General features: G+C 35.1%; 22 protein-coding genes. 13 read left to right on the top strand and 9 right to left on the bottom strand.

Annotated features, from left to right (window positions below):
- Window positions 1-24: 24 nt before the first annotated feature.
- On the bottom strand, window positions 25-465 hold the full coding sequence (locus JFT95_RS23030; protein WP_002089494.1) for a DUF1641 domain-containing protein: 441 nt from the start codon (window positions 463-465) through the stop codon (window positions 25-27).
- A 430-nt stretch (window positions 466-895) separates the two neighbouring features.
- Window positions 896-1,243 (bottom strand): winged helix-turn-helix transcriptional regulator, encoded by a 348-nt coding sequence (locus JFT95_RS23025; protein WP_000760478.1) that lies wholly within the window; start codon window positions 1,241-1,243, stop codon window positions 896-898.
- 394 nt (window positions 1,244-1,637) lie between these two features.
- On the opposite strand from JFT95_RS23025, the gene JFT95_RS23020 reads away from it, so the two are divergent.
- The 5 genes from JFT95_RS23020 to JFT95_RS23000 all read left to right on the top strand — a co-directional run bounded on the left by JFT95_RS23020 (window position 1,638) and on the right by JFT95_RS23000 (window position 10,248).
- Complete coding sequence (locus tag JFT95_RS23020) at window positions 1,638-2,801, top strand: MFS transporter (protein WP_201053689.1); 1,164 nt, start codon at window positions 1,638-1,640, stop codon at window positions 2,799-2,801.
- Between the two features lie 16 nt (window positions 2,802-2,817).
- Complete coding sequence (locus tag JFT95_RS23015) at window positions 2,818-3,657, top strand: aldo/keto reductase (protein WP_002068247.1); 840 nt, start codon at window positions 2,818-2,820, stop codon at window positions 3,655-3,657.
- 123 nt (window positions 3,658-3,780) lie between these two features.
- Window positions 3,781-4,719 (top strand): thioester domain-containing protein, encoded by a 939-nt coding sequence (locus tag JFT95_RS23010; RefSeq protein ID WP_088040402.1) that lies wholly within the window; start codon window positions 3,781-3,783, stop codon window positions 4,717-4,719.
- Between the two features lie 122 nt (window positions 4,720-4,841).
- Window positions 4,842-5,309 (top strand): GNAT family N-acetyltransferase, encoded by a 468-nt coding sequence (locus JFT95_RS23005; RefSeq protein ID WP_201053324.1) that lies wholly within the window; start codon window positions 4,842-4,844, stop codon window positions 5,307-5,309.
- 520 nt (window positions 5,310-5,829) lie between these two features.
- Window positions 5,830-10,248 carry a putative mucin/carbohydrate-binding domain-containing protein gene (locus JFT95_RS23000; protein WP_201053322.1) on the top strand — a complete coding sequence of 1,473 codons (4,419 nt, stop codon included), beginning with the start codon at window positions 5,830-5,832 and terminating at the stop codon, window positions 10,246-10,248.
- A gap of 44 nt (window positions 10,249-10,292) precedes the next feature.
- Here JFT95_RS23000 and JFT95_RS22995 read toward each other — a convergent pair whose 3' ends face one another.
- A complete protein-coding gene (locus JFT95_RS22995) occupies window positions 10,293-10,931 on the bottom strand; it encodes an NAD(P)-dependent oxidoreductase (RefSeq protein ID WP_201053320.1) in 639 nt (212 codons plus the stop codon).
- A gap of 301 nt (window positions 10,932-11,232) precedes the next feature.
- On the opposite strand from JFT95_RS22995, the gene JFT95_RS22990 reads away from it, so the two are divergent.
- The 4 genes from JFT95_RS22990 (at window position 11,233) to JFT95_RS22975 (ending at window position 17,453) form a co-directional block, all read left to right on the top strand.
- Window positions 11,233-12,663 carry an alanine/glycine:cation symporter family protein gene (locus tag JFT95_RS22990; protein WP_201053319.1) on the top strand — a complete coding sequence of 477 codons (1,431 nt, stop codon included), beginning with the start codon at window positions 11,233-11,235 and terminating at the stop codon, window positions 12,661-12,663.
- Between the two features lie 332 nt (window positions 12,664-12,995).
- Entirely contained in the window at window positions 12,996-14,438 is a 1,443-nt protein-coding gene (locus tag JFT95_RS22985; protein ID WP_016093527.1) for an alanine/glycine:cation symporter family protein, read from the top strand.
- 299 nt (window positions 14,439-14,737) lie between these two features.
- Complete coding sequence (locus JFT95_RS22980; protein ID WP_002089478.1) at window positions 14,738-15,919, top strand: NupC/NupG family nucleoside CNT transporter; 1,182 nt, start codon at window positions 14,738-14,740, stop codon at window positions 15,917-15,919.
- Between the two features lie 352 nt (window positions 15,920-16,271).
- The gene (locus JFT95_RS22975) at window positions 16,272-17,453 is read left to right on the top strand and encodes a NupC/NupG family nucleoside CNT transporter (protein WP_000706851.1); all 1,182 of its coding nucleotides are present in this window, start codon (window positions 16,272-16,274) and stop codon (window positions 17,451-17,453) included.
- A 43-nt stretch (window positions 17,454-17,496) separates the two neighbouring features.
- Here JFT95_RS22975 and JFT95_RS22970 read toward each other — a convergent pair whose 3' ends face one another.
- From JFT95_RS22970 to JFT95_RS22960, 3 genes are all read right to left on the bottom strand, one after another.
- Complete coding sequence (locus JFT95_RS22970) at window positions 17,497-18,666, bottom strand: DUF418 domain-containing protein (RefSeq protein ID WP_088293145.1); 1,170 nt, start codon at window positions 18,664-18,666, stop codon at window positions 17,497-17,499.
- Between the two features lie 147 nt (window positions 18,667-18,813).
- Window positions 18,814-19,320 (bottom strand): ferritin, encoded by a 507-nt coding sequence (locus JFT95_RS22965; RefSeq protein WP_002034655.1) that lies wholly within the window; start codon window positions 19,318-19,320, stop codon window positions 18,814-18,816.
- Between the two features lie 53 nt (window positions 19,321-19,373).
- A complete protein-coding gene (locus JFT95_RS22960) occupies window positions 19,374-19,697 on the bottom strand; it encodes a MazG nucleotide pyrophosphohydrolase domain-containing protein (RefSeq protein ID WP_002089472.1) in 324 nt (107 codons plus the stop codon).
- Window positions 19,698-19,770: 73 nt separating this feature from the next.
- Between JFT95_RS22960 and JFT95_RS22955 the strand changes: the two genes are divergently transcribed.
- Both JFT95_RS22955 and JFT95_RS22950 read left to right on the top strand, forming a co-directional pair.
- Window positions 19,771-20,349, top strand: a complete 579-nt coding sequence (locus tag JFT95_RS22955) for a TIGR00730 family Rossman fold protein (protein WP_207192381.1) — start codon at window positions 19,771-19,773, stop codon at window positions 20,347-20,349.
- Between the two features lie 344 nt (window positions 20,350-20,693).
- A complete protein-coding gene (locus tag JFT95_RS22950; RefSeq protein ID WP_088040397.1) occupies window positions 20,694-21,197 on the top strand; it encodes a DinB family protein in 504 nt (167 codons plus the stop codon).
- A gap of 105 nt (window positions 21,198-21,302) precedes the next feature.
- Here JFT95_RS22950 and JFT95_RS22945 read toward each other — a convergent pair whose 3' ends face one another.
- From JFT95_RS22945 to JFT95_RS22935, 3 genes are all read right to left on the bottom strand, one after another.
- A complete protein-coding gene (locus JFT95_RS22945) occupies window positions 21,303-21,500 on the bottom strand; it encodes a hypothetical protein (RefSeq protein ID WP_000656312.1) in 198 nt (65 codons plus the stop codon).
- Between the two features lie 368 nt (window positions 21,501-21,868).
- Window positions 21,869-22,309 carry a Dps family protein gene (locus JFT95_RS22940; protein ID WP_201053318.1) on the bottom strand — a complete coding sequence of 147 codons (441 nt, stop codon included), beginning with the start codon at window positions 22,307-22,309 and terminating at the stop codon, window positions 21,869-21,871.
- A 239-nt stretch (window positions 22,310-22,548) separates the two neighbouring features.
- Complete coding sequence (locus JFT95_RS22935) at window positions 22,549-23,982, bottom strand: alanine/glycine:cation symporter family protein (protein ID WP_002184697.1); 1,434 nt, start codon at window positions 23,980-23,982, stop codon at window positions 22,549-22,551.
- A 409-nt stretch (window positions 23,983-24,391) separates the two neighbouring features.
- On the opposite strand from JFT95_RS22935, the gene JFT95_RS22930 reads away from it, so the two are divergent.
- Both JFT95_RS22930 and JFT95_RS22925 read left to right on the top strand, forming a co-directional pair.
- A complete protein-coding gene (locus JFT95_RS22930; RefSeq protein ID WP_001026068.1) occupies window positions 24,392-24,889 on the top strand; it encodes a cation:proton antiporter regulatory subunit in 498 nt (165 codons plus the stop codon).
- A complete protein-coding gene (locus JFT95_RS22925; RefSeq protein ID WP_061690055.1) occupies window positions 24,890-26,089 on the top strand; it encodes a cation:proton antiporter in 1,200 nt (399 codons plus the stop codon).
- Window positions 26,090-26,115 lie beyond the last annotated feature (26 nt).

Below are 26,115 nucleotides of genomic sequence, written 5' to 3'. Positions count from 1 at the left end.
TACTAATTGTTGTTATAAGTTAAATTATTTATTGTTACGTTCTGCACTAATTTGAAGGTATGCGTTCACAAAGCGGAACATTTTTTGTGCTTGTGGGTCTTTTAGTAATTTTAATAGACCGAACAGGCCGATAACTTCGTTGCTTTCATCAGCACGATCTTTCGCTTCGATAGCAGTTGCAGCCATGCTTTTCACTGTATCTTTTACAGGTTCTACAAGCTCTGTGATTGCACTAACAGTGTCGCTTTTTAATACTTCATCAGTAGCAACAGTTTGAGCGAAGTCATAAGACTTAGTTAAAATGTTAACAAGCTCAGTTAATTTTGGAAGCTGTTCTACTAGTGTTGTTAATGATTCTTGTACCTCAGGTTTTAACAACTGATCAAGTACATCAAGTTGTTCTTGGCTAGCAGAAATTTGTACAGTTTCTTGTTCTGGCTTTGTTTGAGTCATAGTTTCTGGCATCTCCAATTCTCCTTTACGATAGCAATACTCTTATTTTTTATAGGTAAGATAGTAAACGCTTATGAAACTTTATACAAAGTTTCACAAAGCACAATAAAATGCCTTTAAATTTATGACAGCAAGTAAGCTGAAATCATAAATCCAAAACCATAATGTCCTACCTATTATTTATGAACTGTCCGATACATGGCTTGTCCGCATAATGGAAAGTTCCCTTATCGGAAAGTGTATATAATATATATCCTATATTATATACTATATACACGTATGTTAACATAAAAATGATTCCTAATTATTTGATATTGATTCTGTAACCTAGTACTGACAAGGCATGAAAGCGCATAAATTATTTTATCTATCTTAAAAATGTACATATATATAAAGAAAAAAAGGAGGAAATGGACAAATTTATGTTCATTTTTTCCTTTTTTTATTGTTCACCTTCTGTAATTAGCATTGATGTGTTACCGCTTTTTTCAAGGTGGCATTCGCCCCAAGTACAAAGAGAATCAAGAATGGATTCTAAAGACCAACCGTAGTCTGTAAGAGAATATTCTACTTTCGGTGGTACTTGATTGTATACCTTTCTTTGAATAACTCCGTCTTCTTCTAATTCGCGTAATTGCTGTGTTAACATCTTTTGTGTAATACCAGGCATGAGACGTTTTAATTCACTCGTTCTCTTTGTACCTTTCGTTAAGTGGCAAAGAATAACGACTTTCCATTTTCCGCCGATAACCTCTAAAGTCGCTTCAACGGGAATATTATATTTCTTCATATAAAAATCTCCTTTGATGAATGTAGATTTCAGTTCTCCAACAAAAGAAGCCAAATAATTTAAATGTTACTAAAAAGTACCTATAGCACTTTAAAGTACGTACTTTTTATCATGTTGAATATGTTCCATAATAGCATACGTAAGAGGGAAATGAGTAGTACGGTACTAAAAAGTGCCTATGTTACTTTTTGGTACCTATCGTACTTTAAAGTGCGTTCTTCAAAAAAAGAGTGAAGCCATTCATAATAGCATATATCAGCAGTAACATTATTTTTGTAGAAGATAAAAAGGCCTTTTTATCATACTATTATGATTGGATTTCTCGCATTAAGGAGGAGTTCAATTGAATTCATATGCAGTATCATCTTCGGCTGTTCAGACGAATCGAAGAAGTATGTTTGCTTTATTAGCGCTAGCAATTAGTGCATTTGGAATTGGTACAACCGAGTTTATTAGTGTCGGTTTATTACCATCTATTTCGGAAGATTTACATGTTTCTGTTACAACAGCGGGTTTAACCGTTTCTTTATATGCATTAGGGGTAGCGTTTGGTGCCCCAGTATTAACGTCATTAACAGCTAGTATGTCGCGAAAGACGTTATTAATGTGGATTATGATTATTTTCATTATTGGTAATGGAATTGCGGCAGTGGCAACAAGTTTTACTGTGTTGCTTATGGCGAGGGTTGTATCTGCGTTTGCACACGGCGTTTTTATGTCGATAGGATCCACAATTGCGGCTGCACTTGTACCAGAGAATAAACGTGCTAGTGCAATAGCATTTATGTTTACTGGTTTAACCGTTGCGACGATTACAGGTGTACCAATTGGAACGTTTATTGGTCAACAATTTGGCTGGAGAGCATCTTTTATGGTGATTGTGGTCATTGGAATTATTGCCTTAGTCGCAAACAGCATGTTAATTCCGTCTAACTTAAAAAAGGGTACACGAGTATCATTTCGTGATCAATTCAAACTTATCACGAACGGAAGACTCTTACTTGTTTTTGTCATTACTGCATTAGGATACGGAGGAACATTCGTAACATTTACGTATTTATCTCCGCTATTACAAGAAGTAACAGGATTTAAATCGAGTACCGTTACAATCATTTTATTAGTGTACGGGATTGCAATTGCGATTGGGAATATCATTGGCGGAAAATTATCGAATCATAATCCAATTCGAGCACTATTTTACATGTTCTTTGTTCAAGCAATTGTATTATTCGTATTAACATTTACAGCGCCGTTTCAAGTAGCGGGGCTTATCACAATTATTTTTATGGGGCTATTCGCGTTTATGAATGTTCCAGGACTACAAGTGTATGTCGTTATATTGGCTGAGCGTTTCGTGCTGAGTGCCGTTGATATCGCATCAGCAATGAATATTGCAGCATTTAACGCAGGAATTGCTCTTGGGGCTTATTTGGGCGGTATTGTAACGAACTCGTTAGGATTAATTCATACAGCTTGGGTAGGCGGCATTATGGTAGTAGGCGCTGTTATTTTAACAGCTTGGAGTATGAACTTAGAAAAAAGAGATCAAGCAAAATAAAGGAGAGAAAAATATAATGAAAAATTTACAAAGTAAAACAACATTGCATAACGGTGTGGAAATGCCTTGGTTCGGTTTAGGTGTATTTAAAGTAGAAGATGGACCGGAACTTGTAGAGGCTGTGAAAGTAGCCATTAAAGAAGGATACCGTAGCATTGATACAGCTGCGATTTATGGAAATGAAAAAGCAGTTGGAGAAGGCATTCGCGCTGGTATAAAAGAAGCAGGAATTTCTCGAGAAGATTTATTCATTACTTCAAAAGTGTGGAACGCAGATCAAGGATATGAAACGACACTTGCTGCATACGAAGAGAGCTTAAAAAAATTAGAACTAGATTATTTAGATTTATATCTTGTCCATTGGCCTGTTGAAGGGAAATATAAAGATTCGTGGAGAGCGTTAGAAACACTTTATAAAGAAGAACGCGTGCGTGCAATTGGCGTAAGTAACTTCCAAATCCATCATCTGAAAGACGTACTAGAAGGTGCGGAAATTAAGCCGATGATTAACCAAGTAGAGTATCACCCGCGTTTAACGCAGAAAGAACTACAAGCTTTCTGTAAAGAACAAGGAATCCAAATGGAAGCATGGTCACCACTTATGCAAGGGCAATTATTAGATAATGAAACTTTACAAGAAGTTGCTGATAAGTACGGTAAAACAACAGCGCAAATCATTTTACGTTGGGATCTTCAAAATGAAGTTGTAACGATTCCGAAATCAACGAAAGAACAGCGTATTATTGCGAATGCTAATATATTCGACTTCGAATTAACAAAAGAAGATATGGAAAAGATTGATGCTTTAAATCAGAACCACCGCGTTGGTCCAGATCCTGATAACTTTGATTTCTAATAGAGGTAAGTTCAAAGGGTGCAAAAAAGTTTGCACTCTTTTTTGTTTTGTCTATGCATAAAAAACTTTTCTAACTAAATAATACATAGTAGTAAATTTGTTATTTTATAAGGGGTTGTAGACATGAATATAAAACGATCGTTCAAGCTAATGGCCGCTTTTTTGAGTGTTTTATTTGTATTTGCGAACTTATTATTCCCACTTCAAAAGGCATCCGCAGAGGTTATGGATCACACGAAGTATCAAATGGATTGGAGTTATAGTAAGTCAAAGAAAAAACCAATTCGAACAGAGCTTATTAAAACAGCGGATGGAAAAATTGCTTTTTGCTTAAATGTAGATTTGAAATCTCCGAGCGGCCAAGATTTACCTGAAATGGGTAAAGTAGATATTAACGTATATCGTGTACTATTAAACGGGTATCCACAGAAGAGCCCACAAGAATTAGGTGTTTCCGATTGGAGAGAGGCACATTACGCAACGCAGCTCGCGGTGTGGAATGCGTTAAAACAAATTGATATTAACGATTTAGATTTCCGTAATAAAAATGTAGAAAAAGTAACGAAAGATATAGTTGCAAAAGCAAGCGCTAGTGAGGAACTACAAGAAATTACGATGAGTGTAGTACCATCGGAAGAACAAGAGGCAGTATTAAAAAATGAGTTTTTTGAAACAGGTTTATACACAGTGCAAACAAATGCAAAAAGTGGAACGTATAAAGTGCAAGCAACAGGTGCACCAGAAGGCGCGAAGTTCGTAAATGAAAAAGGCGAGGGAAAAACAGAATTTAATGTAGGAGAAAAGTTCCGCATTTTAATTCCGAAACAAACACCAGCGGGTGGATTTAGCTTTAAAGTATCAGGGAATTTAACGAAACTACAAGGAATCGCGCATAAAGGAACACCGACAATTCAAAATGCAGTTGTATTATTAGAGCGTAGTGAAGAGAAAACAAGTCCAGAGTTGGCGGTAAGTTGGAAAAAAGCAAATGGTCATGATAATAAACCAAATAAACCCTATACACCAAATGAACCACATAAACCGAATCAAATTAAAAGATAGTGGAAAAAGCATTGGCGTTTGCCAGTGCTTTTTTGCATGCTTTGGATTTCTTATATCGCCAGCATTAATGTTTTGATCCGTACGGTATAATGGAAACAAGAAATTAGAAAGAGAGATAAAAAATGAAACTTCGTATTCGTGAAATAACGAAAGAAAATCGGCATGAAATTGCTAACTTAAAAGTAACAGAACAGCAGCATAAATTTATTGAAAGTACAGTTGAAAATTGTTTAGTTGATGCTGAAACAAAATATAAAGAAGATGCGGTTTCCGTAGGTCTGTATGATGGTGATATACCTATTGGGTATGCAATGTATGGCTGGTTTGAGGAAGAAGAAAAGGCTGTATATTTAAATCAATTTGTCATCGATAGTGCATGCCAAGGAAAAGGGTATGCAAAACCATTATTGCGTTTTTTAATGGAGCATTTTACAACAGAATATAATTGCAAAGTTATGTATTTAAGCATACATCCAGAAAACAAACTCGCGCAAAAATTATATGAATCAATTGGGTTCCATTTAACCGGTGAAATTGAGGATGAGTGGTTACACGGAAAAGGATTTATAATGAAACGCATGCTTGATTAATAAAAACCTGTCCGAAAGAATAGTATCTTTCAGACAGGTTTTTATTTTGAAATAGCATTAAACGTTTAAAATATAAACATTACGATTTTTGGATTTTATTCATAAAATTGTAATATTAATCTAATTGAACAGGCTATCTAACCAGAAAGAAATCATGTACAATTCATTTTGGAAAAACTGTCCATAGATGGATGCCTATGAATGAATTGTAAAAAACAATATTTTTATACACATTTTTCATGTATAGACAACAATACTTGATAAAACCATCTCTCATCATTATTTTGACATGAAAAAGAGAACTCATCACGAAATATAGAGAAAGGTGAGGAGGAACTTTCGCTTTAAAAAATTTGTCACATAAGAAAGAGGATACATTTAAAGTGAACGATGGTAAGAGGTGTAGGGGCGCGAGGTTGAGTTGTATATATTAAATGATTGTATAAAGATAATTTGATTTTACAGTAAATAAATATATCTATGATGGTTTGCATTACAAAAAGAATAGGGGACACAGATTATGTCGAAGAAAAAGAAGAGTAGGGTATTAGTAGCTGGTATATGCATATCTACATTATTATCACCAGTAGCTTTCGAAGCATCAAAAGGATATGCGGCACCTTTGGAAGAGAATAAGGGTGGGAATTTAGAAGAGAATAAATTTGAGCAGAGGACGTTTCAGTTGCCGGGTAAAGGTAGCGTAGATGAAGAAAATAAACGTTTAAGAGTTACTTGGAAACTTTCTGCTAATGAGCCAACTGGAATTTATGCAGCGCCAAATGAAGAGATTACAATTGACATAAAAGGAACGCAGTCTATTCAAGCTTTCATAGGAACGAGATCTTATGATGAAAAGGATCCAGAAGAGTTTGATTTAAAACCAGGGAAAAACGTTATTTCATCTCCAAGAGGCGGTATTTTATATTTTTATAATATGAATAACGAAGGAGAGGTAACAGCTTCAGTTACGAATGGTGGTAGCCATTTCCCTTTGTTTATTTTAGGTAAACATACGAAAAAAGATTGGGATGAAATGTTAAAAAAATATAAGGATCCTTATGCAGTTGAATTAAAAGGTGAGCGAAGCTTAATTACTACTACTTACGATTCTGTGCAGAAATATATGAAGAATACGGATCCAACAGAGCTAATGAAATTACACGATAAGATTATTCGTTTGGAAAACGCGGTGGCAGGATTATCTGAGGACGGTGTTGGGGTTGCAAAATCTCCAACTCATTATGTTCAGTTTGTTGAAAAACGGAAGCCTGCTGAAGGGAACTTTATGTTTGCGACAAATTATCATACAGGATATATCCCGACGGCAATGAATAGAGTTTTAGATTTAGAAGTACTTGAAAAGGATGGCTGGGGACCATGGCATGAAGTTGGACATTTACATCAGCAAGAACCTTGGAAGTGGTCTAAAGTAAGGGAAGTCACAGTAAATATTTACTCATTAGCTGTTCAAAAGGCATTAGGGAATCAATTAGAAATGGATGAGCACTATAAAGAATCATTTGAGTATTTAGAGAGACCTAAAGCAGAAAGGGTCATTGATGAAATCAATCCTCTTACAATGTTTTGGCAATTAAATGTAGTGTATGGAGAACATTTTTATCCTAGGTTACATCAAGCTTATCGTTTGTTGCCTCAGAGTGAAATGCCTAATTCTGATGAAGAGAAAAAGCAACTATTTATTTATATGACATCAAAAGTGGCTGGGCAAAATTTAATTCCTTTCTTTGAGGAATGGGGATTAACGCCAAATGATGATACTAGAGAGAAGATAGAAAAATTAAATTTACCTAAATTAGAAAAAGAAATATGGAAAGCTACTGATAGTAATGATATTCGTGAGAAGCAAGTTGAACCGTATAAGGTTCCGTATGGTGAACCTGCTAATGAGGTACAAAACCTTTTAGTTGGTATGGATTCTGATGAAAACGAGGCGAGTAAACTCGTTCAAAATTTAGGTGAGAATGTAAAAGTAACAGGTAAGATCATATGGCCTAAATTAGAGAATGGAAAACAGGAAGTGTTAGTAGAAATTGAAGATGAGAAAGGAAATAAAAATTCAATTCCTGTCCAAGTTAATGGAGTTTATGGTGACAGTATAATTTTTCAAGGACTTTCAAATGAAGTAATGTCGACAGTGATGCTTCGTCACAATGAAAAAAAATTAAATGTAAACTTTACTAATAATAAAATACATTACCGTTTTGAAAAAGAAGAATATATGGGCTTAACGGTATATGATCGAAATGGGATTGAAAAGAAAAGTGTATCGGCAGAAGGGCAAGAAAATGGAAAACGATTTGCGCTTGAACTAAATGGATTGGATTTTGAATATGGTGATGTAGTAAAAGTATTCCATGCAGAACCAGACCGTTTGAAGTGGTATCAAAATAACGCACTTGTAGATCAAGGAAATGCTAAAAATAAAAAAGAAAAATTATTCCAAATCACTCCGCAAGGGTTCGAATTTAAAGATGGTTTACAAGAAGTAACAGCAGTACCGCAAAAAGTAGTAATTGGAACAGATGCTGAAAAGTTAGAAGCGAAAAACTTCGTACAAGTAAAAGATGGAGAAGTGAGTGGTTTTGCAGAAAAACCAAATACATCAAAAATTGGTGAACAAAAAGTAAAAGTAGAGACGAAAGATCGTTTTGGAAATAAGCAAGTGACGGAAGTTCCTCTAACAGTAACATATGGAGATAGCTTACTTGTATATGGATTAAGCTATGGTACTGACGATATGAAGTCAATTATAACGTTACATCATGATACGAAAAAACTGAGTGCAACAGATACAAAGAATCTGATTCATGATTACTTTAAAGATGAGAAGTATTTTGAATTCACACTGTACGATAAAGAGGGAAAAGAGAAGGAAAATATAGCGGTAAAAGGTTTGGAGAATACGAAAGCTTTTGCCAAGGAAGTAAATGGACTTGCATTTGAGTATGGAGATGTTGTGAAAGTATACCATGCAGAATCTTCTCGTTTACATTGGTACCAAAAAGATTTATATGTGGGAGAAGGAAATAGTAAAGAGATAAAGGAATTAGTCTTCAAAATTACTGAAAATGGATTTGAAAGGTTAGACGGTGAGCAAACAGTAAAAGAAAATCCACAAAAAGTAGTAGTCGGAACGGATGTAGAAAAGTTAGAAGCGAAAAACTTTGTTGAAGTAAAAGATGGAGAAGTAGTTGGATTTGTAGAGAAACCAAATACATCAAAAATCGGTGAGAAAAAAGTAAAGGTAGAGACGAAAGATCGTTTTGGAAATAAGAAAGTGACAGAAGTGCCGTTAGAAGTAATTTACGGAGATAGCATTATGTTCTTTGGTACAAGTTATGGCGGAACAAACATTAAATCGGTTGTAACTTTGAACCATGAAGAGAAGAAATTCGGTACAACAGATTCAGAAGGTAAAATGCATACTTCATTTGCGGATGAGAAATATATGGGAATGACTGTATATGATAAAGATGGGAAAGAGAAGAAAGCAGTATCTGTAAAAGCGTCTGAAAATACGAAAGCATTCGCAGAGCAATTTAAGGGAATGTCGTTCGAATATGGCGATATAGTAAAAGTGTATCAAAGAGAGTTTGATAGATTTAAAGTGTATAAAAAGAATGAATTTGTGGATGCACAGTATGGCGTTCATGAAGTGTTCTTTAAAGTTACGGAGCAAGGTTTCGAAAGAATGGAAGCTCAGCAAGAAATAAAGGCAGTACCACAAAAAATAGTAATCGGAACAGATGATGCAAAATTAAATGCAAAAGATTTTGTTCAAGTGAAAGATGGAGAAGTGATTGGTTTTGTAGAGAAACCAAATACAACGAAAATCGGAGAACAAAAAGTAAAGGTAGAAACGAAAGATCGTTTCGGGAATAAGAAAGTAACGGAAGTATCACTAGAAGTAACGTATGGGGATAGCTTGGTATTTAAAGGGCTAAATTATAGTACTGATATTAAATCGATTGTAACATTGCAACATGATCAGAAAAAATTCAGTACGACAGCTGATTCGAATCCGGTGCACCATTATTTTAAAGAAGAAACGTACTTTGAATTTACATTATTAGATCAAAAAGGAATAGAGAAGAAGAAAGCGACTGTAAAAGGTGTTGAAAACACGAAAGAGTTTGCAAAAGCGATTAACGGCTTAGAATTTGAATACGGTGACGTTGTAAAAGTGTATCATGCAGAATCGGATCGATTTAATTGGTATCAAAATAATAACTTTACTGGTCAAGGTAAGGCGAAAGTAGAAAAAGAATTATTCTTTAAAGTAACAGAAAAAGGTTTTGAAAGAATAGAAGCTCTACAAGAAGTAAAGGCAGTACAGCAAAAAGTAGTAATCGGAACAGATGCTGAAAAGTTAGAAGTGAAAAACTTTGTTGAAGTAAAAGACGGAGAAGTAATTGGATTTGTAGAGAAACCAGACACAATGAAACTCGGTGAGCAAAAAGTAAAAGTAGAGACGAAAGATCGTTTTGGGAATAAGACAATAACAGAAGTACCGATTGAAGTGACGTATGGAGATAGCCTGGTGTATCAAGGTGTGTCCAATGTTACACGTTCTATTGTTACGTTAAATCATGACGAAAAGAAATTACATGCAACATTTACGAATGATGTGATTCATTATCGTTTTGTGAACGAACAGTATTTAGGTTTTACGATTTGTGATCAAAATGGAAATGAGAAAAAGCATATATCAGCAGACGGTCAAGAAACCTCAAAGAATTTTGCAGAACAAGTAAATGGTACTCCATTTGAGTATGGGGATGTTGTAAAAGTGTATCATGCAGAACCAAGTCGTCTGAAATGGTATAAAAAGAATGAGTTAGCAGAACAAGTAGCTTCAGCAGAAGTTGTATTTAAAATCACTCAAAGTGGATTAGAACTAGTAAAGGGGACATTGTAATAAAAAATGCGCGTAGATATTGGATCTACGCGCATTTTTTTCTATTACTCAGCTTCAGAAACAACTGTGAAGCGTTCGTTTACATGTTTTGGATTTTCGATTTCATCAAGTGCTGCTACCGCAAAGTCTTCGTAACTTACGTAGCTATCACCTTTCGCATTAACAAGAAGGTTGTCTTTGCCAGCTGTATAAGAGCCAGTGCGTTTTCCTAATGCGAATAGTGCAGAAGGGCTAATGAATGTCCAAGTAATATCATTTGTTTGATTTAGGATTTCTAAGTTTTTACCTTGGTTTTGAGCTGTTGCAAGATATTCATTTGGGAATCCTGGTGTATCAAATACACGTGTTGTTTTCTCTTCGTCTACAAATAAGCTACCAGCGCCGCCAACAACAAGTAATTTTGTATTAGGTGCACCTTTCATAGCTTCGATAAGTACGTTTCCTGCATCTACGTGAAGGTGTTCTTGTCCGGCTGGAGCACCGAATGCATTTACAACTACATCGAATGCTTGTAGGTCGTTAGATGTAAGAGTGAATACATCTTTCTCTAAAATCTTTACATTTTCTTCTGTAATTTTTGCAGCGTTTCTTACGATTGCAGTTACTTCATGTCCGCGATCTAATGCTTCTTTTAAAATACGACTTCCTGCTTTACCAGTTGCTCCGATGATTCCGATTTTCATAATAAATCCCTCCAAAGTGTTTTGTTAAAGTGTATATCTGAAAGTAAATGAATTTGTTGTAATGAGGTTTGTTACAACCTGATGTAATCATTATAGTTACAGGTTGGTGTTTTTGTCAATGGGGTAGTTTGTAGATTTACTTTTTGTTTTAGTATGCACAGTTAGAGGGAGGAGAGTCATAAAGATATTGTTACTTCGTGTCTGGCTGATATTTGGAAATTGCAAATTGTCGAAAAATGTTGATTTTTAAATGTTTTTTAAATATAATTCGTTTTATGGAGAAAAGGAGGGGGTTAATTGTATGGATATTTTAGAGCAATTTGTTTCATCAACGAATACAATTCTTTGGTCATATATTCTTATTGCAATGTTAATTGGTTTAGGGCTTTATTTTTCTATTAAATTAAAATTCGTGCAAATTACTCATTTAGGGGAAATGGTTCGATTAATGAGTGATGGCTTAACTGGAAAGACACGTAAAAAGGGAAGTGTATCATCATTCCAAGCATTTTGTATGAGTTCAGCGGCTCGTATTGGAATCGGGAACTTAGCTGGTGTAGCGCTAGCTATTTCTATGGGAGGACCTGGAGCTGTATTTTGGATGTGGGTTATTGCGATTATTGGGGCGTCTTCAAGTTTCGTAGAAAGTACGCTTGCGCAAATTTATAAAATAAAAGATGGCAGTGGCTTCCGTGGTGGTCCTGCTTATTATATGGAAAAAGGTTTAAATAAACGTTGGATGGGAATTTGGTTCTCTATCCTTATTACAATTAGTTACGGTTTAATTTTTAACTCAGTACAAGCAAATACAGTGACATTAGCATTTAAAAATGCATTTGGTATTGAGCGTTATGTTGTAGGGATTGTACTTGCAGCATTAGTTGCGGTTATTATTTTTGGTGGTGTGAAAAGTATTGCGCGTATGTCAGAAATGATTGTTCCGCCGATGGCAATTATTTATATTGCAGTAGCTGTGTTCGTTGTTATTAAAAATTATTATTTAATACCGGATATGTTTACAGAAATCTTTAAAGGTGCATTCGGTTTAGATTCAGCTGTAGGTGGCGGTATTGGTGCTGCAATGAAGTTTGGTATTCAGCGCGGATTATTTGCGAATGAAGCAGGTATGGGTAGTGCACCGAATGCGGCTGCAACAGCGGATGTAACACATCCAGCGAAACAAGGTTTTATTCAAACAATTGGAGTATTAGTAGATACATTCTTAGTATGTACATCAACAGCATTTATCGTACTATGTTCTGGTGCATATAAGGCAACAAATTTAGAAGGTATTGAATTAACGCAAGTCGCGCTAAGTTCACAAATCGGTTCGTGGGCAAGTAGCTTCTTAGCGATTATTATTTTCTTATTTGCTTTCAGTTCACTTCTAGGAAACTACTATTATGGTGAAACGAATATTGAATTTATTAAACGAAGTAAAACTTGGTTAACGATTTATCGTATTGCGGTTGTAGGAATGGTACTATTCGGCTCTGTTGCGACGCTTCAAGTTGTATGGAATATGGCAGACTTATTTATGGGTCTAATGGTAATCACAAACTTAATTGCGATTACACTTCTTGGCCGATTTGCGTATGCTGCGTTGGCAGACTATGTAAGGCAAAAGAAACAAGGAAAAGATCCGGTATTCAGTGCAGATTCTATTCCTGGTTTAACGAACACAGAGTGTTGGGATAAGCCGGCGGTAACAGATAAAGAAAAAGCAGTATAATAAAAAGGCGAGCATCGAGATAAATTCGATGCTCGCCTTTTTGTTGTAGTAAATGATAAAAAGGGTGAGAGGTAATTATTAATATAATTTTTGTTTGTTCATTCCTCTCGTTATTTGTAGGGAACGTACTGTCTTAAAAGTATGACTGTTCGAATAGGATGAGTGATTGAGTATTGGATAAATGCACGTACTAGTTATATTTTCACGTAAAAAAACATGTATGTTAGGAATCCCCACGTATCCATGTAATAAAACCTAACATAAAGTTCTTGATTACTAAAAGTTTTTAGAATATAATTTTCTTATTGTTAGGAAGAGGGGGCAATGCAATTATGGATTTTTTAACTAATGTAATTGGGGATATAAATAATGTCCTTTGGTCATATATCATTATTGCGATGTTAATTGGATTAGGACTTTACTTTTCGTTTCGTGTGAAATTTGTCCAAATTCGTTACTTCGGTGAAATGATTCGCTTACTTGGGGATGGAGCGAGTTCAAAAACAAGAAAAGCGCAAAAAGAAAAAAGTGGTGTATCGTCATTCCAAGCATTTTGTATGAGTACAGCTTCTCGTGTAGGTACTGGTAACTTAGCTGGTGTAGCTATCGCAATCTCAGCAGGTGGACCAGGAGCGGTATTTTGGATGTGGTTAATCGCGGTAATTGGGGGTGCTTCTGCATTTGTAGAGAGCACATTAGCGCAAATTTATAAAGTAAAAGATGGGAATGCGTTCCGTGGTGGTCCAGCGTATTATATGGAAAAGGGTTTAAAGAAACGCTGGCTAGGAGTTGTCTTCTCTGTTCTAATAACAGTTAGTTTCGGATTAATTTTCAACGCCGTGCAGTCAAACACAGTAGCGGCGGCTTTTGATGGAGCATTTAACACAGATGGTAAGTTTGTAGGTCTGTTTATGGCTGGTTTACTTGCAATCATTATCTTCGGCGGAGTAAAACGTATTGCACGTGCGGTTGAAATGATTGTTCCAGTAATGGCAATTATATATGTAGCAGTGGCATTATTCGTTGTTGTAACAAACATTACGGCAATTCCATATGTATTTAAAGAAATTTTCTTACATGCTTTCGGAATTAAAGAAGTAGTGGGCGGGGGATTAGGAGCTGCGATTTTACTAGGGGTAAAACGTGGATTATTCTCAAATGAAGCAGGTATGGGTAGTGCGCCAAACGCAGCTGCGACTGCAAACGTAACGCACCCAGTTAAACAAGGTTTCATTCAAACTTTAGGGGTATTTACAGATACATTATTAATTTGTAGTTGTACAGCATTTATCATTTTATTATCAGATGTGCCTGGAGCGGCTGATTTAAACGGAATTCAATTAACGCAACAAGCATTAAGTCAACATATCGGACCGTGGGCTTCTATATTTGTAGCAGTTGCAATCTTCTTGTTTGCATTTAGTTCATTAGTAGGTAACTACTACTATGGTGAAACAAATATTGAGTTTTTAAATGGAAGTAAAGTTTTACTAAATGTTTATCGCATCGCGGTACTTGGTATGGTTATGTTAGGTTCTGTAGCAACAATTCAAATTGTTTGGGACTTAGCAGATTTATTCATGGGTATCATGGCTATTATTAACTTAGTGGCGATTGTATTCCTTTCTAAGTATGCTTTCGCGGCATTATCAGATTACGTAAAACAAAAGAAACAAGGAAAAGATCCTGTCTTTTATGCGGAGTCTATTCCGGGTTTAAACAATACAGAGTGCTGGGACAAGCCAGCAGTAGCAGATAAAGAAAAAGCTGTATAATAAAAAGGAACGAGCATCAGAGAAATTTGATGCTCGTTTTTTTTATGGTGATAAACTAAAGGAAGAGGGAAAATACGAACATTAATGAGTGTTTTATAATAAAATGTATTTTTTTAAGAAAAATGCGGATGTGAGTTATAATTTGTGTTAGAATGGAAAATGGCTTTGAGACAAGAGATTTTATGGTTTTTCATATCCAATTGAAGGTTTTGGAGGAGAAATGGAAAGTTCGGATTATTCCTTGTTTTGAGTAGTCAGACGTTCAACGTTAATGAAGAGTTAAATGGAGGATTTTATTAATGAAGTTTGTTATGTTTCTTGTAGGACTACTAGTTGTATTCGTACTCGGCTTTCTTATAAGTTCTGATCGTAAGAAGATCAAGTATAAACCAATCGCAATTATGCTTGTTATTCAGCTAGCGTTAACGTATTTCTTATTAAATACGCCAATTGGTTATATTTTAGTAAAAGGAATTTCAGATGGATTTGGAGCGCTTCTTGGATACGCGGAATCTGGAATCGTTTTCGTATTTGGTGGTCTTGTTAATAAAGGAGAGGTTTCATTCTTCTTAACAGCTTTATTACCAATCGTATTCTTTGCAGTGTTAATCGGAATTCTGCAACACTTTAAAATTTTACCGATATTTATTCGTGCTATTGGTACTATGCTAAGTAAAGTAAATGGTTTAGGAAAATTAGAATCATATAATGCAGTAGCGGCCGCAATTGTTGGGCAAGCAGAAGTATTTATTACAGTAAAAGATCAATTAAGTAAAATCCCAAAACATCGTTTATATACACTATGTGCATCTTCCATGTCGACAGTATCGATGTCGATCGTTGGTTCTTATATGAAAATGATTGAACCAAAATATGTAGTAACAGCACTTGTATTAAATTTATTTAGTGGTTTCATTATCATTCATATTATTAACCCGTACGATATTACAGAAGAAGAAGATACACTGAAGTTAGAAAATAAGAAAAAACAGTCATTCTTTGAAATGTTAAGCGAATATATTATGCTTGGTTTCACGATTGCGATTACGGTAGCAGCAATGTTACTTGGTTTCGTAGCATTAATTACAGCAATCAATAGCTTGTTTGATTCAGTGTTCGGTATTACATTCCAAGCTATTTTAGGATATATTTTCTCTCCATTAGCATTCGTAATGGGTATCCCGCAAGCAGAAATGGTAACAGCGGGACAAATTATGGCAACAAAATTAGTATCAAACGAGTTTGTTGCGATGCTTGATCTAGGAAAAGTAGCTGGTGATTTATCAGCTCGTACAGTTGGTATTCTTTCTGTATTCCTTGTATCATTCGCGAACTTCTCATCTATCGGAATTATTGCAGGTGCAACGAAAGGGATCGATGAAAACCAATCAAACGTTGTTTCATCATTCGGATTACGACTTGTATACGGTGCGACATTAGTAAGTCTTTTATCCGCGATTATCGTTGGTGTTATGTTATAAACAAAGATGGCCCTAGCTTATAGCTAGGGCTATTTTTTATGGTAAATTTGCATGAAAAAACCAATTAGTTAGGAATATATTAACATATAAAAATCTTTTAAAATTTATATTGCATTTCGATTAGATAACGCTTACAATTTGATTTGTAGGTGGTATCAATTTCAGACTTTCAAGTATGGTAGGAGAGAAGAAGCTACCTTTTATAAATTGCAATTTATGTAAATGCTTACTGATTTTAGAAAACAGTTGAATAATATTTAGGGGTTTTAAATTTTTTTAACATCAATGGTCAGACGTCATTCGTTATACGTTATACGACCGATAACTCGTGGGAGAAGTGGAGGATTCACATATGAAAATCGTAATGTTTCTAGTCGGTTTACTTGTAGTATTTGTACTAGGGTTCCTTATCAGTTCAGATCGTAAGAAAATTAAATATAAACCAATTGCACTTATGCTTGTCATTCAATTGGTACTTGCGTATTTCTTACTAAATACAAAGGTCGGATTTGTATTAGTAAAAGGGATTGCAGATGGATTTGGCGCTATTTTAAAATTTGCGGAAGCAGGGGTTAATTTCGTATTTGGTGGTCTAGCAAATGATGGACAAGCACCATTCTTCTTAACAGTATTATTACCAATTATTTTCTTAGCAGTACTAATTGGAATCTTACAACATATTAAAGTTTTACCGATTATCATTCGTGCAGTCGGTTTCGTATTAAGTAAAATTAACGGTTTAGGAAAACTTGAATCATATAACGCAGTAGCAGCTGCAATCGTTGGTCAAGGTGAAGTATTCATTACAGTAAAAGATCAACTAAGCAAATTACCGAAAAATCGTTTATACACACTTTGTGCATCTTCCATGTCAACAGTATCGATGTCAATCGTCGGTTCTTACATGAAAATGATTGATCCAAAATATGTAGTAACAGCACTTGTATTAAACTTATTTAGTGGATTCATTATCGTTCATATTATTAATCCATATGACGTAAAAGAAGAAGACGACATTTTAGAATTACAAGAAGATAAAAAACAAACATTCTTTGAAATGTTAGGCGAATATATTATGCTTGGTTTCTCTATCGCTGTAACAGTAGCGGCAATGTTAATCGGTTTCGTAGCATTAATTACAGCAATTAACGGTGTATTCGATTCAATTTTCGGAATCACATTCCAAAGCATTTTAGGATATGTTTTCTCACCATTAGCATTCGTAATGGGTATTCCAACATCAGAGATGCTAACGGCAGGACAAATTATGGCAACGAAATTAGTAACGAACGAATTCGTTGCAATGCTTGACCTTGGAAAAGTAGCTGGTGATTTATCAGCTCGTACAGTAGGTATTTTATCTATCTTCCTTGTATCATTTGCGAATTTCTCATCTATCGGAATTATCGCAGGTGCAACGAAGAGTATCGATGGCAAACAAGCAAACGTTGTATCTTCATTCGGATTAAAACTTGTATACGGTGCAACGTTAGTAAGTATATTATCAGCGATTATCGTTGGGGTTATGCTTTAATAAATTAAGAAAAGCAATGAGCGTAGGCTCATTGCTTTTTTATTTAACTTGCTCTATCTAAGTCTCTTTTAAATTGTGGTTTCTCCAAATAAGTTCCAAGCCTCCATATATACTCAACAGGACCCATTCGATATTTTCGCAGCCAATATGTGCTAACAAATAATTGAATTGTATAGATTCCAATCGTTAAAAGAATACCGAAGAAATATCCTATTTTACCGAATAAGCCAAAGCCGTATGCGTAAAAAATTGTTGTTGTGATAATAGACTGGGCTAAGTAATTACTAACCGACATTTTTCCCATATTGGCCATATATGTTAGTAGACGGGTTGCTTTTTTGTAATGGAATAATAAAATAATTGTGCTTCCGTAAAAGAAGGTCATGGTTACTGGTGTAAGGCCGTCTTGTAACATAAGTAAAATAGGATGTTTAACGAACATAGCTGAAGTTTTGATTGTAAAAGAGAAAATACCAGTAAGAATCCAGACCTTTTTGACAGCAGAGATATGCTTATCAATCTCAAATAACCATCCTTTTTTTCCTACGTACATACCGATTAAGAAGAGTGGAGATAGGAAAATGAGTGTGAAAAGTGTTATAAAGGTTAATCCGAAGAAACCGTCAATGCCTATATATTCGAAAGGATTTTCAGTTAACCTAAAGTTGACATGATCCATATAGCTTCCAGTCTCATGAACTTTATGTTCTTTTTCAATATAAGGAGCAAAATCAGTAACATTTGTATTTGGGTCAGTTGAATAAGTCATAAGTGTAAGGAGTGCGAGTAGAATAGTTGCCCAAATTAATAATGTTTTTGGCTTTCTGTTTATAAACATCAGTAAGAAAATCCCGATGAGGCCATATGAGAATAAAATATCCCCTGACCAAATGAGCACGCCGTGAATAAAACCTAGTAGTAAAAGAATAAGAATACGACGTAAATATGTAGGGGAAAACTTTTTTCCTTTTGCGACAATGCTTTTTTGTAACAAAATAATGCTAAGACCAAATAAAAAAGAGAATAAAGAAATGAAATTTTGTGTGCCAAAAAATTGAATAAACCAATTAGCACCTTTATCGAGTCCGCCAAATATATAGGATGGTTTTTCATTAGCGAAGAACCCGAATTGAATTAATGTTATATTAACAAGTAAAATACCAAATAAAGCAAAACCACGCATTGCATCAACAACTTCTACACGTTGATTCATTTTTTCTCTCCCTTTATATCATTTTATATTGAAAATAATACCATTTTATAGTTGGTACTATGTCAAATACAAGGAAATTTAAGGTGATTTTAAGCTAAAGAGAAAATAAAAAATCACCTTAATACATTCATTAAGGTGATTGAAATATTATTCAGCTGGAGGCGTAAATGTACGTTTCTCTAATTCAGCATCTAGCATAAATAATGCGTTTGAATCGCTTGTAATACGTTTTAATTTTTGGATGATGCTATCAAATGAAGCTTCTTCTTCTACTTGCTCGTCAACGAACCATTTTAAGAAGGTAATTGTTGCGTGTTCACGCTCATCCCAAGCGATATCAGATAAGTGATAAATGCGCTTCGTTACTTCACGCTCGTGCTCAAGTGCTACTTCAAAAGCATTCAATACAGAATCATATTCGTTATTAGGATGATCAAATCCAGTAATAATAGCGCGCTCGCCGCGGTCATTAATGTAGTTGTAAAGCTTCATTGCGTGGAAACGCTCTTCTTCAGCTTGTACAAGGAAAAAGTTAGCGAATCCATCGTAGCTTTCCGCTGTACAGTAAGCAGCCATTGCCATATAAGCGTGGGCAGAATAAAATTCAAAATTCATTTGTTCATTTAGTGCGTCGTGCAATTTTTTAGATAACATAAAATCCCCCTTATTATTTTGACAAGAACATTATATCACAACTGATAATGTTCTCATTTAGATGTTTCGAATCTTTTTGAAAGCTTTGTGACGTGTGTTTCCATAATGTCTTGTAAATCCAAATCATATTTTTGTGAAAGAACAATAAGATTAGATAGTACATCACCAAGTTCTTCTTTTAGTTCTTGTTTTAGCTCTTCTTGTGTTTTCGTTTGTTCATCAGGGCGATCACGACCGATTTCAATTGCGCGAACAACGCGTGAAACTTCCCCAACTTCCTCAGTTAAGAAATTTAAGCGAATAAAGGAGTTGTACTGTGACCAGCTTCGTTTTTCGTAAAATTCCTCCACCCATCTTTGAAATGCGACGATATCCATTTCTTCCTCATCCCTTCAATATGTTGTACAATACTCATTGTATCATAACAATATATAGTTTCGGGGTGTAGGAATGAGAAAGATTTGTGTGTTTGCAGGTTCAAATTTAGGGGGAAGACCAAAATTTAAAGAGCAGGCAATAGAGTTAGGGAAAATGTTTGTTGAGAACGATTATGAGCTTGTATACGGCGGTTCATGCGTTGGATTAATGGGAGAAGTAGCAAACGAAGTTCTTCGTTTAGGTGGACGTGTAACAGGTGTTATGCCGCGTGGTTTATTCCGTGGTGAAATCGTTCATACAGGATTAACAGAATTAATTGAAGTAGAAACGATGCACGAACGTAAAGCAAAAATGGCAGAGCTTGCGGATGCTTTCATTGCATTACCAGGCGGATACGGAACATTTGAAGAGCTATTTGAAGTTGTATGTTGGTCACAAATTGGTATACATGATAAGCCAGTTGGTTTATTAAATATTAAAGACTTCTACGGACCAATTCTGCAAATGGTTGATCGCGCAGCGGAAGAAGGCTTTATGAACCCATCGAATAAAGAGTTGATCGTTTCAGCTGAGACGGCAGATAAATTAATTCATGAAATACAAAATTATGAGCGTCCTGTTTTGGGGACAAAGTGGAAGCAGTTATCATAGTACATTTTTATAGTGGATTTTGGAAACACATGTCTTTTTAATTTGGTTAAATATATTGATAGTGAGATGTGAAATCCTTCGAAGAGGGGAAGTAGATGGAGGGATATTTTGATGACTAAAAAAAAGAATATCTGAATAAAAGGTGAGTAAGGAATTATTGAGTGACATAGAACCGTTCCGTTAAAGGGGAAGATTGTGGAAGATAGGGAATGTTTTTTATGAAGTTAATAGAGGTTTTTTTAATCGAAATCAGAATAAATTTTATAGATGTAATCCTTATGAATTTTTAATCAGCTATGTATCATAATCTAATCATTAAAATGAAAATTGGAGGAGAAATGAGCATGGGGCGTTCTGTATTAAAAATGTATAGCTACCACTTATGGGCAAATGAAGTTATTTTAAATCGCTTAAAAGAACTGCCGCAAGACATTTTCCATAAGGAAGTTAAGAGTGGTTTTTCTTCGGTGGCAAAAGTAATGTCTCACATATACCTCACAGATTTAGCCTGGCTCGAGATCATTTCTGGCAAAAGTATGAGTGATGCAATGGTACACACAGAACAATTGAAAGAACAGCTAGAAACAAAAAATATTGAGGAAATGGAAACTAGTTTTTATGAATTATCTAAACGATATAAAGAACTTTTAAGTAGTCAACAAGATTATGAAAAAGTGTTTGAGGTTGATAATCCGTATGCTGGGCTCCTGGATACGACGGTTTCTGAAACAATACTACACGTCGTCACCCACGGAGCATATCACCGTGGGAATATAGCCACAATGTTGCGGCAAATGGGGCATACCTCTGTTATGCAAGATTTTGGACTATTTCTATATTCGAAATGAATTCTTTTTATTTACTATAGAATATGGGTTGAATGATGTTTTTGGGGACTGCTTTTATTAGTGGTTTAAGCTTAATTATGTATTAGAGAAAAAAGGCATTCCATATTATTTCGGAATGCCTTTATCATTTTGATTACTTTGTTTTTTATACAGGTACCAGCCACCCCAACCGCCACCAATAGCTACAACAACGAGGAAAGCATAGTCTTTAACCTCGACACGTATATTGAAAATATTAGCTATGAGTAAGAGAATCCCAACTGTTATTAACGCAAAAAATGCTCTAATTAAGTAGTCTTTCAACTGAACCACTCCCGTCATTTAAGTAGTAAATGATGAACTTGGACAAGGTTTTTGGATCTAATTACTAAAGGGTGTTTCCTATATTTTAACATAAAAGAGATTGTAATATATTGATAAAAGTAGAAAAGGTGAGTGCTGATATTGTCGTGTTTTATCGGTGAATTAGGAAAATCGCTGATATAATTTTAGTGCGATTACTTCATAAAAAAAGCGCCTCTGAGCGAGCCGCTTCCGCTTTAAGTGGTATCCAGCTCCAGCGGCTAGAACAGTCGGTTGTTTCACTCCTTCATTCGAGGCAAAAAGCGCCTCGGAATCAGGAGTTCCAACACCCTCCTGTTCTGAACGAGCCGCTTCCGCTTTTAGTTCTATTATTGATTCAAGAACGCACGTAGCATCCAAGCGTGTTTTTCTAGTTCTGTGTAGATGCCTAGTAGTAGGTCAGATGTCATTTCGTCGTCAGATTCTTGAGCGATTACCATGCCTTTTTTTAGTTCGACTAGCATCATTTCGTAGTCTTGCATGATTGCTTCGACCATCCCTTCTGCAGTTTCTCCGTAAGCTGCTTCTTGAATAGAAGATAGTTCTAAGTATTCTTTCATTGTTGCTACTGGTTTGCCGCCAATTGCTAAAATACGTTCTGCGATTTCATCGATGTGAGTAGCTGATTCTGTGTAAAGCTCTTCAAATTTTTCATGTAGTGTGAAGAATTGAGGTCCTTTTACGTACCAATGGAAGTTGTGTAGTTTTGTAAATAAAACGCTCCAGTTTGCTACTTGTTTGTTTAATGCTTCGATTACTTGTGTATTCATTATGATCAATCTCCTCTTGAGTTATTATTTTATACGAATTACTAATTTATAATTATTATAATCTAGTAATTTGTATAAATCAACCCTTTTGCTGGAATTAATTTGAACAAATTATGAACGGTTGTAAATAAAAAATCCCTATTACTATGAAGTAATAGGGATTTTTTATTATATAGCTCCAGCGGCTAGAATATTCGGTGGCTTCGCTTTTTCCTGCGAGCCTCTTCCGCTTTTAGTTGTTATCCAACTTGTTTCTTCTCTTCTAAATCTTGCCCATCCCAACACTCTGTATTCTTTAAGCCAGGGATAGAACTTGCAACGAAGACAGGATCTTTTCCTTGTTTCTTTTGTTTAATATAGTCTACTAATGCTGCGTAGGCGAACTTGCTAAGGAATGAGATGGCAATTAAGTTTGTGAATACCATTAGTCCCATAAAGAAATCAGCTAAACTCCAAACTGTTTGAAGGGCAGCGATAGATCCGAAGAACACCATTCCGACAACTGCAACACGATAAATCAGTAACCATGTTTTGCTTTCTTTAATGAATGCGATATTTGTTTCACCATAATAGTAGTTTCCTAGTAAAGAACTGAAAGCGAATAGGAAAATAATAATCGCTAAGAAAGTGCTTGCCCACGGTCCAATTTGTGAACTTAATGCTTGTTGTGTTAATTCAATACCTTCTAAATTCGATCCTTTGTAAAGTCCAGAACATAATACGATAAACGCTGTTGATGTACATACTAAGAATGTATCTACGAAAACACCTAATGCTTGAACAAGTCCTTGTTTTACAGGGTGAGATACATCTGATGTTGCTGCTGCATTAGGAGAGCTACCCATACCTGCTTCTGTCGCGAATAAACCGCGCTGAATTCCGAATTTGATTGCTGCTCCAATACCACCAGCGATAGCTTGGTCTAAACCAAATGCGCTGTTAAATATTTCTGTAAAAATGCTTGGTAACATAGTGAAGTTGTTAATTACGACAAAAACAGCTACGCCGATATAAATGATTGCCATTGGAGGAACAATCATTTCTGTAATACGTGAAATGCTCTTGATACCACCAAAAATAATAACTGCAACTAATAAAGCTAATAGAGCTCCTACGATCGTTCGCTCTAGTCCAAAAGCATTTTCAAATGCTATTGTTACCGTGTTTGCTTGTACAGAATTGAAAATTAATCCGTACGCAACTGTAATAAGAAGTGAAAACCAAACACCCATCCAGCGTTTGTTTAACCCTTTTTCCATGTAATACGCTGGTCCACCACGGAATCTGCTTCCATCTTTTACTTTATAAATTTGCGCGAGCGTACATTCTACAAAACTAGTAGCTGCTCCAAGGATAGCGATAAACCACATCCAAAATATTGCGCCAGGTCCACCCATTGAAATGGCTAATGCTACACCAGCTAAGTTCCCGATACCAATACGTGCTGCTGCACTTAAGCAAAATGCTTGGAATGGAGAGATGCTATCTTTCTTTTTTTCTTTTCGATTAAATCCTTTACTAATTAAACTGACCATCTCACGGAAATGAGTAATTTGGACAAATTTTAATTTGAAAGAGAAATAAAGACCGAAGCCGATTAACATTGCAATAAGAATATATGACCATAAAATATTATTCGTTACCTCAAGGAATCTGCTAAAGATATCAACCATATAATACACTTCCTTTTTTTCATAATAAGAAAATTATATGCAAAAAATATACCAGAATCAATTTTTCTAAAAAATCATGTTACTTAAATGTGTTTTGTGTTATGATTATGTTACATCGTAATATTTTTAGAATTATTTACATTTTAAAAAACTAAATTTAAAGCGAAAAAGAGGGGATAATTTGAAAGAAGAATCTTTATTGAAAGTAAGTCTTAAGAGTTTGAAAATAAGAAGTAATTTATTTTTTATCATTACATCTTTAAGTATCTTTTTAGGAGCCACTTATTATTACAATAAAAGATTTCCAAGTCATAGGTATCCTGAATGGTTAGAATTTCTAAAATTGATTGGATGAACAAAAGACAGAAAAACAGAAAATTAAAATAAAGAAGTTATGGAGGAGCTAAATATGAATATTAGAGAAAGTGAACTTCCGGGTATTGGTTATAAATTTCAAATCGTTACGAAAGGTAACGAAAAGATGGTGATCGTCATTCATGATGATGGGCGTAGAGAAATGTATCATTTTGATTCAGATCATGAAGAAAGCATCTCAAGTATTTCATTACGTGACTCAGAGGCGAGACAAATTGCAGCAATATTAGGTGGGATGGTATATAAGCCTAGGGCACTAGAAAATGTTGAGATGGTCTTTGAAGGTTTAGCAATTGAGTGGTTTAAAGTGGAGAATGCAGCTCCGGCAATCGGAAAAACAATTGGCGACCTTGAAATAAGAAAAACATATAGCGTAACGATAATTGCAGTTATGAAAAAGAATATGAAAAAGCTATTTAATCCAGGTCCAGACACGGTGATTGAAGAAGGAGATATGCTTGTAGTTTCTGGTGAGAGAGAAGAAATTAAAAAGATAATTAATGAATTACTTTCGAATAGGGGGACTGACTAGATGGATACTTTAATTTTTGAAGTTGGTACAGCTTTAGTTTTAGTAGCAATTGCGGCGGTAATTGCTGGAAAGTTTAAATTCTCAGTAATTCCTTTTCTAATCGTTCTTGGCATGTTAGTAGGTCCGCACGCGCCGACAATAGGTGTTATCGATCTCAAATTTATTGAAAGTGCAAGTGTGATATCCTTCCTTGGAAGGATTGGTGTTCTGTTCCTTCTTTTCTATCTGGGATTAGAGTTTTCGATGAAAAAACTAATTAAATCTGGACGTTCTATCGCAATTGGCGGAACAATCTATATCTTGATTAACTTTTCACTAGGATTATTATACGGATTTATAATGGGATTCCCGTTACTCGAAATCTTAATTATTGCGGGTATTATTACGATTTCTTCTAGTGCTATCGTTGCAAAGGTATTAGTTGATTTAAGAAGAACTGGTAATAATGAAACCGAATTAATTTTAGGAATTATTATGTTTGAAGATATATTCCTTGCTGTATATTTATCAGTCGTTTCAGGCTTAGTTCTTGGGGATCATGCTTCCTTCTTAGGTGCTCTTACTTCAATTGGAATTGCTTTAGGATACATGCTTCTCTTCTTTATTGTAGCTAGAAAGGCGACGCCGTTATTAAATAAATTGCTCAATATTAGTTCAGATGAAATTTTCATTATTGTAGTATTTGCTTCGTTATTCTTTATTGCAGGTTTTTCAGAAACAATTCACGTTGCAGAAGCAATCGGGGCACTTCTTTTAGGGTTAGTTTTCTCTGAGACAGAGCATAGTGATCGAATTGAACATCTTGTTGTTCCATTTAGAGACTTCTTCGGAGCTATTTTCTTCTTCAGTTTCGGATTAAGTATCGATCCGTTTTCATTAGGCGGGGCGATATGGTTAACGTTAGGTGCTGTCCTTCTTACAATCGTCGGAAACTTTGTTGCAGGGATGATTGCAGGAAGACAAGCTGGATTATCTCATAAAGCATCAACAAATATTGGATTAACAATCGTTTCAAGAGGAGAATTCTCCATCATTATGGCTAATATCGGCATCGCCGGTGGTTTAATGTCAGTACTGAAACCATTCTCAGCACTATACGTGCTTATACTATCGATCTTAGGTCCACTTCTGACGAAAGAGTCAAAGAATGTATATAAATTTTTAAATAAAATCTTTAAGTGGGATACGAAGACTAGATAAATTTTGAAAAAATAAAAGTACAAGAT

Origin of the sequence: Bacillus sp. TH17, from assembly GCF_016651125.1 — a bacterium.
GTDB lineage: Bacteria > Bacillota > Bacilli > Bacillales > Bacillaceae_G > Bacillus_A > Bacillus_A mycoides.
The sequence above is the reverse complement of the archived record's forward strand: the minus strand, read 5'-3'. Positions and strand labels throughout refer to the sequence as shown.

Excerpts from the sequence above, each read along its gene's own strand:
- JFT95_RS22965 (WP_002034655.1), bottom strand. The coding sequence starts at position 19,320 with ATGTTATCTAAAAAATTGCACGACGCACTAAATGAACAAATGAATTTT.
- JFT95_RS22960 (WP_002089472.1), bottom strand. The coding sequence starts at position 19,697 with ATGGATATCGTCGCATTTCAAAGATGGGTGGAGGAATTTTACGAAAAA.
- JFT95_RS23025 (WP_000760478.1), bottom strand. The coding sequence starts at position 1,243 with ATGAAGAAATATAATATTCCCGTTGAAGCGACTTTAGAGGTTATCGGC.
- JFT95_RS23030 (WP_002089494.1), bottom strand. The coding sequence starts at position 465 with ATGCCAGAAACTATGACTCAAACAAAGCCAGAACAAGAAACTGTACAA.
- JFT95_RS23020 (WP_201053689.1), top strand. The coding sequence starts at position 1,638 with ATGTTTGCTTTATTAGCGCTAGCAATTAGTGCATTTGGAATTGGTACA.
- JFT95_RS22940 (WP_201053318.1), bottom strand. The coding sequence starts at position 22,309 with ATGAATACACAAGTAATCGAAGCATTAAACAAACAAGTAGCAAACTGG.
- JFT95_RS23000 (WP_201053322.1), top strand. The coding sequence starts at position 5,830 with ATGTCGAAGAAAAAGAAGAGTAGGGTATTAGTAGCTGGTATATGCATA.
- JFT95_RS22980 (WP_002089478.1), top strand. The coding sequence starts at position 14,738 with ATGAAGTTTGTTATGTTTCTTGTAGGACTACTAGTTGTATTCGTACTC.
- JFT95_RS23015 (WP_002068247.1), top strand. The coding sequence starts at position 2,818 with ATGAAAAATTTACAAAGTAAAACAACATTGCATAACGGTGTGGAAATG.
- JFT95_RS22950 (WP_088040397.1), top strand. The coding sequence starts at position 20,694 with ATGGGGCGTTCTGTATTAAAAATGTATAGCTACCACTTATGGGCAAAT.
- JFT95_RS22990 (WP_201053319.1), top strand. The coding sequence starts at position 11,233 with ATGGATATTTTAGAGCAATTTGTTTCATCAACGAATACAATTCTTTGG.
- JFT95_RS22995 (WP_201053320.1), bottom strand. The coding sequence starts at position 10,931 with ATGAAAATCGGAATCATCGGAGCAACTGGTAAAGCAGGAAGTCGTATT.
- JFT95_RS22970 (WP_088293145.1), bottom strand. The coding sequence starts at position 18,666 with ATGAATCAACGTGTAGAAGTTGTTGATGCAATGCGTGGTTTTGCTTTA.
- JFT95_RS22955 (WP_207192381.1), top strand. The coding sequence starts at position 19,771 with ATGAGAAAGATTTGTGTGTTTGCAGGTTCAAATTTAGGGGGAAGACCA.
- JFT95_RS22985 (WP_016093527.1), top strand. The coding sequence starts at position 12,996 with ATGGATTTTTTAACTAATGTAATTGGGGATATAAATAATGTCCTTTGG.
- JFT95_RS22975 (WP_000706851.1), top strand. The coding sequence starts at position 16,272 with ATGAAAATCGTAATGTTTCTAGTCGGTTTACTTGTAGTATTTGTACTA.
- JFT95_RS23005 (WP_201053324.1), top strand. The coding sequence starts at position 4,842 with ATGAAACTTCGTATTCGTGAAATAACGAAAGAAAATCGGCATGAAATT.
- JFT95_RS23010 (WP_088040402.1), top strand. The coding sequence starts at position 3,781 with ATGAATATAAAACGATCGTTCAAGCTAATGGCCGCTTTTTTGAGTGTT.
- JFT95_RS22925 (WP_061690055.1), top strand. The coding sequence starts at position 24,890 with ATGGATACTTTAATTTTTGAAGTTGGTACAGCTTTAGTTTTAGTAGCA.
- JFT95_RS22930 (WP_001026068.1), top strand. The coding sequence starts at position 24,392 with ATGAATATTAGAGAAAGTGAACTTCCGGGTATTGGTTATAAATTTCAA.
- JFT95_RS22935 (WP_002184697.1), bottom strand. The coding sequence starts at position 23,982 with ATGGTTGATATCTTTAGCAGATTCCTTGAGGTAACGAATAATATTTTA.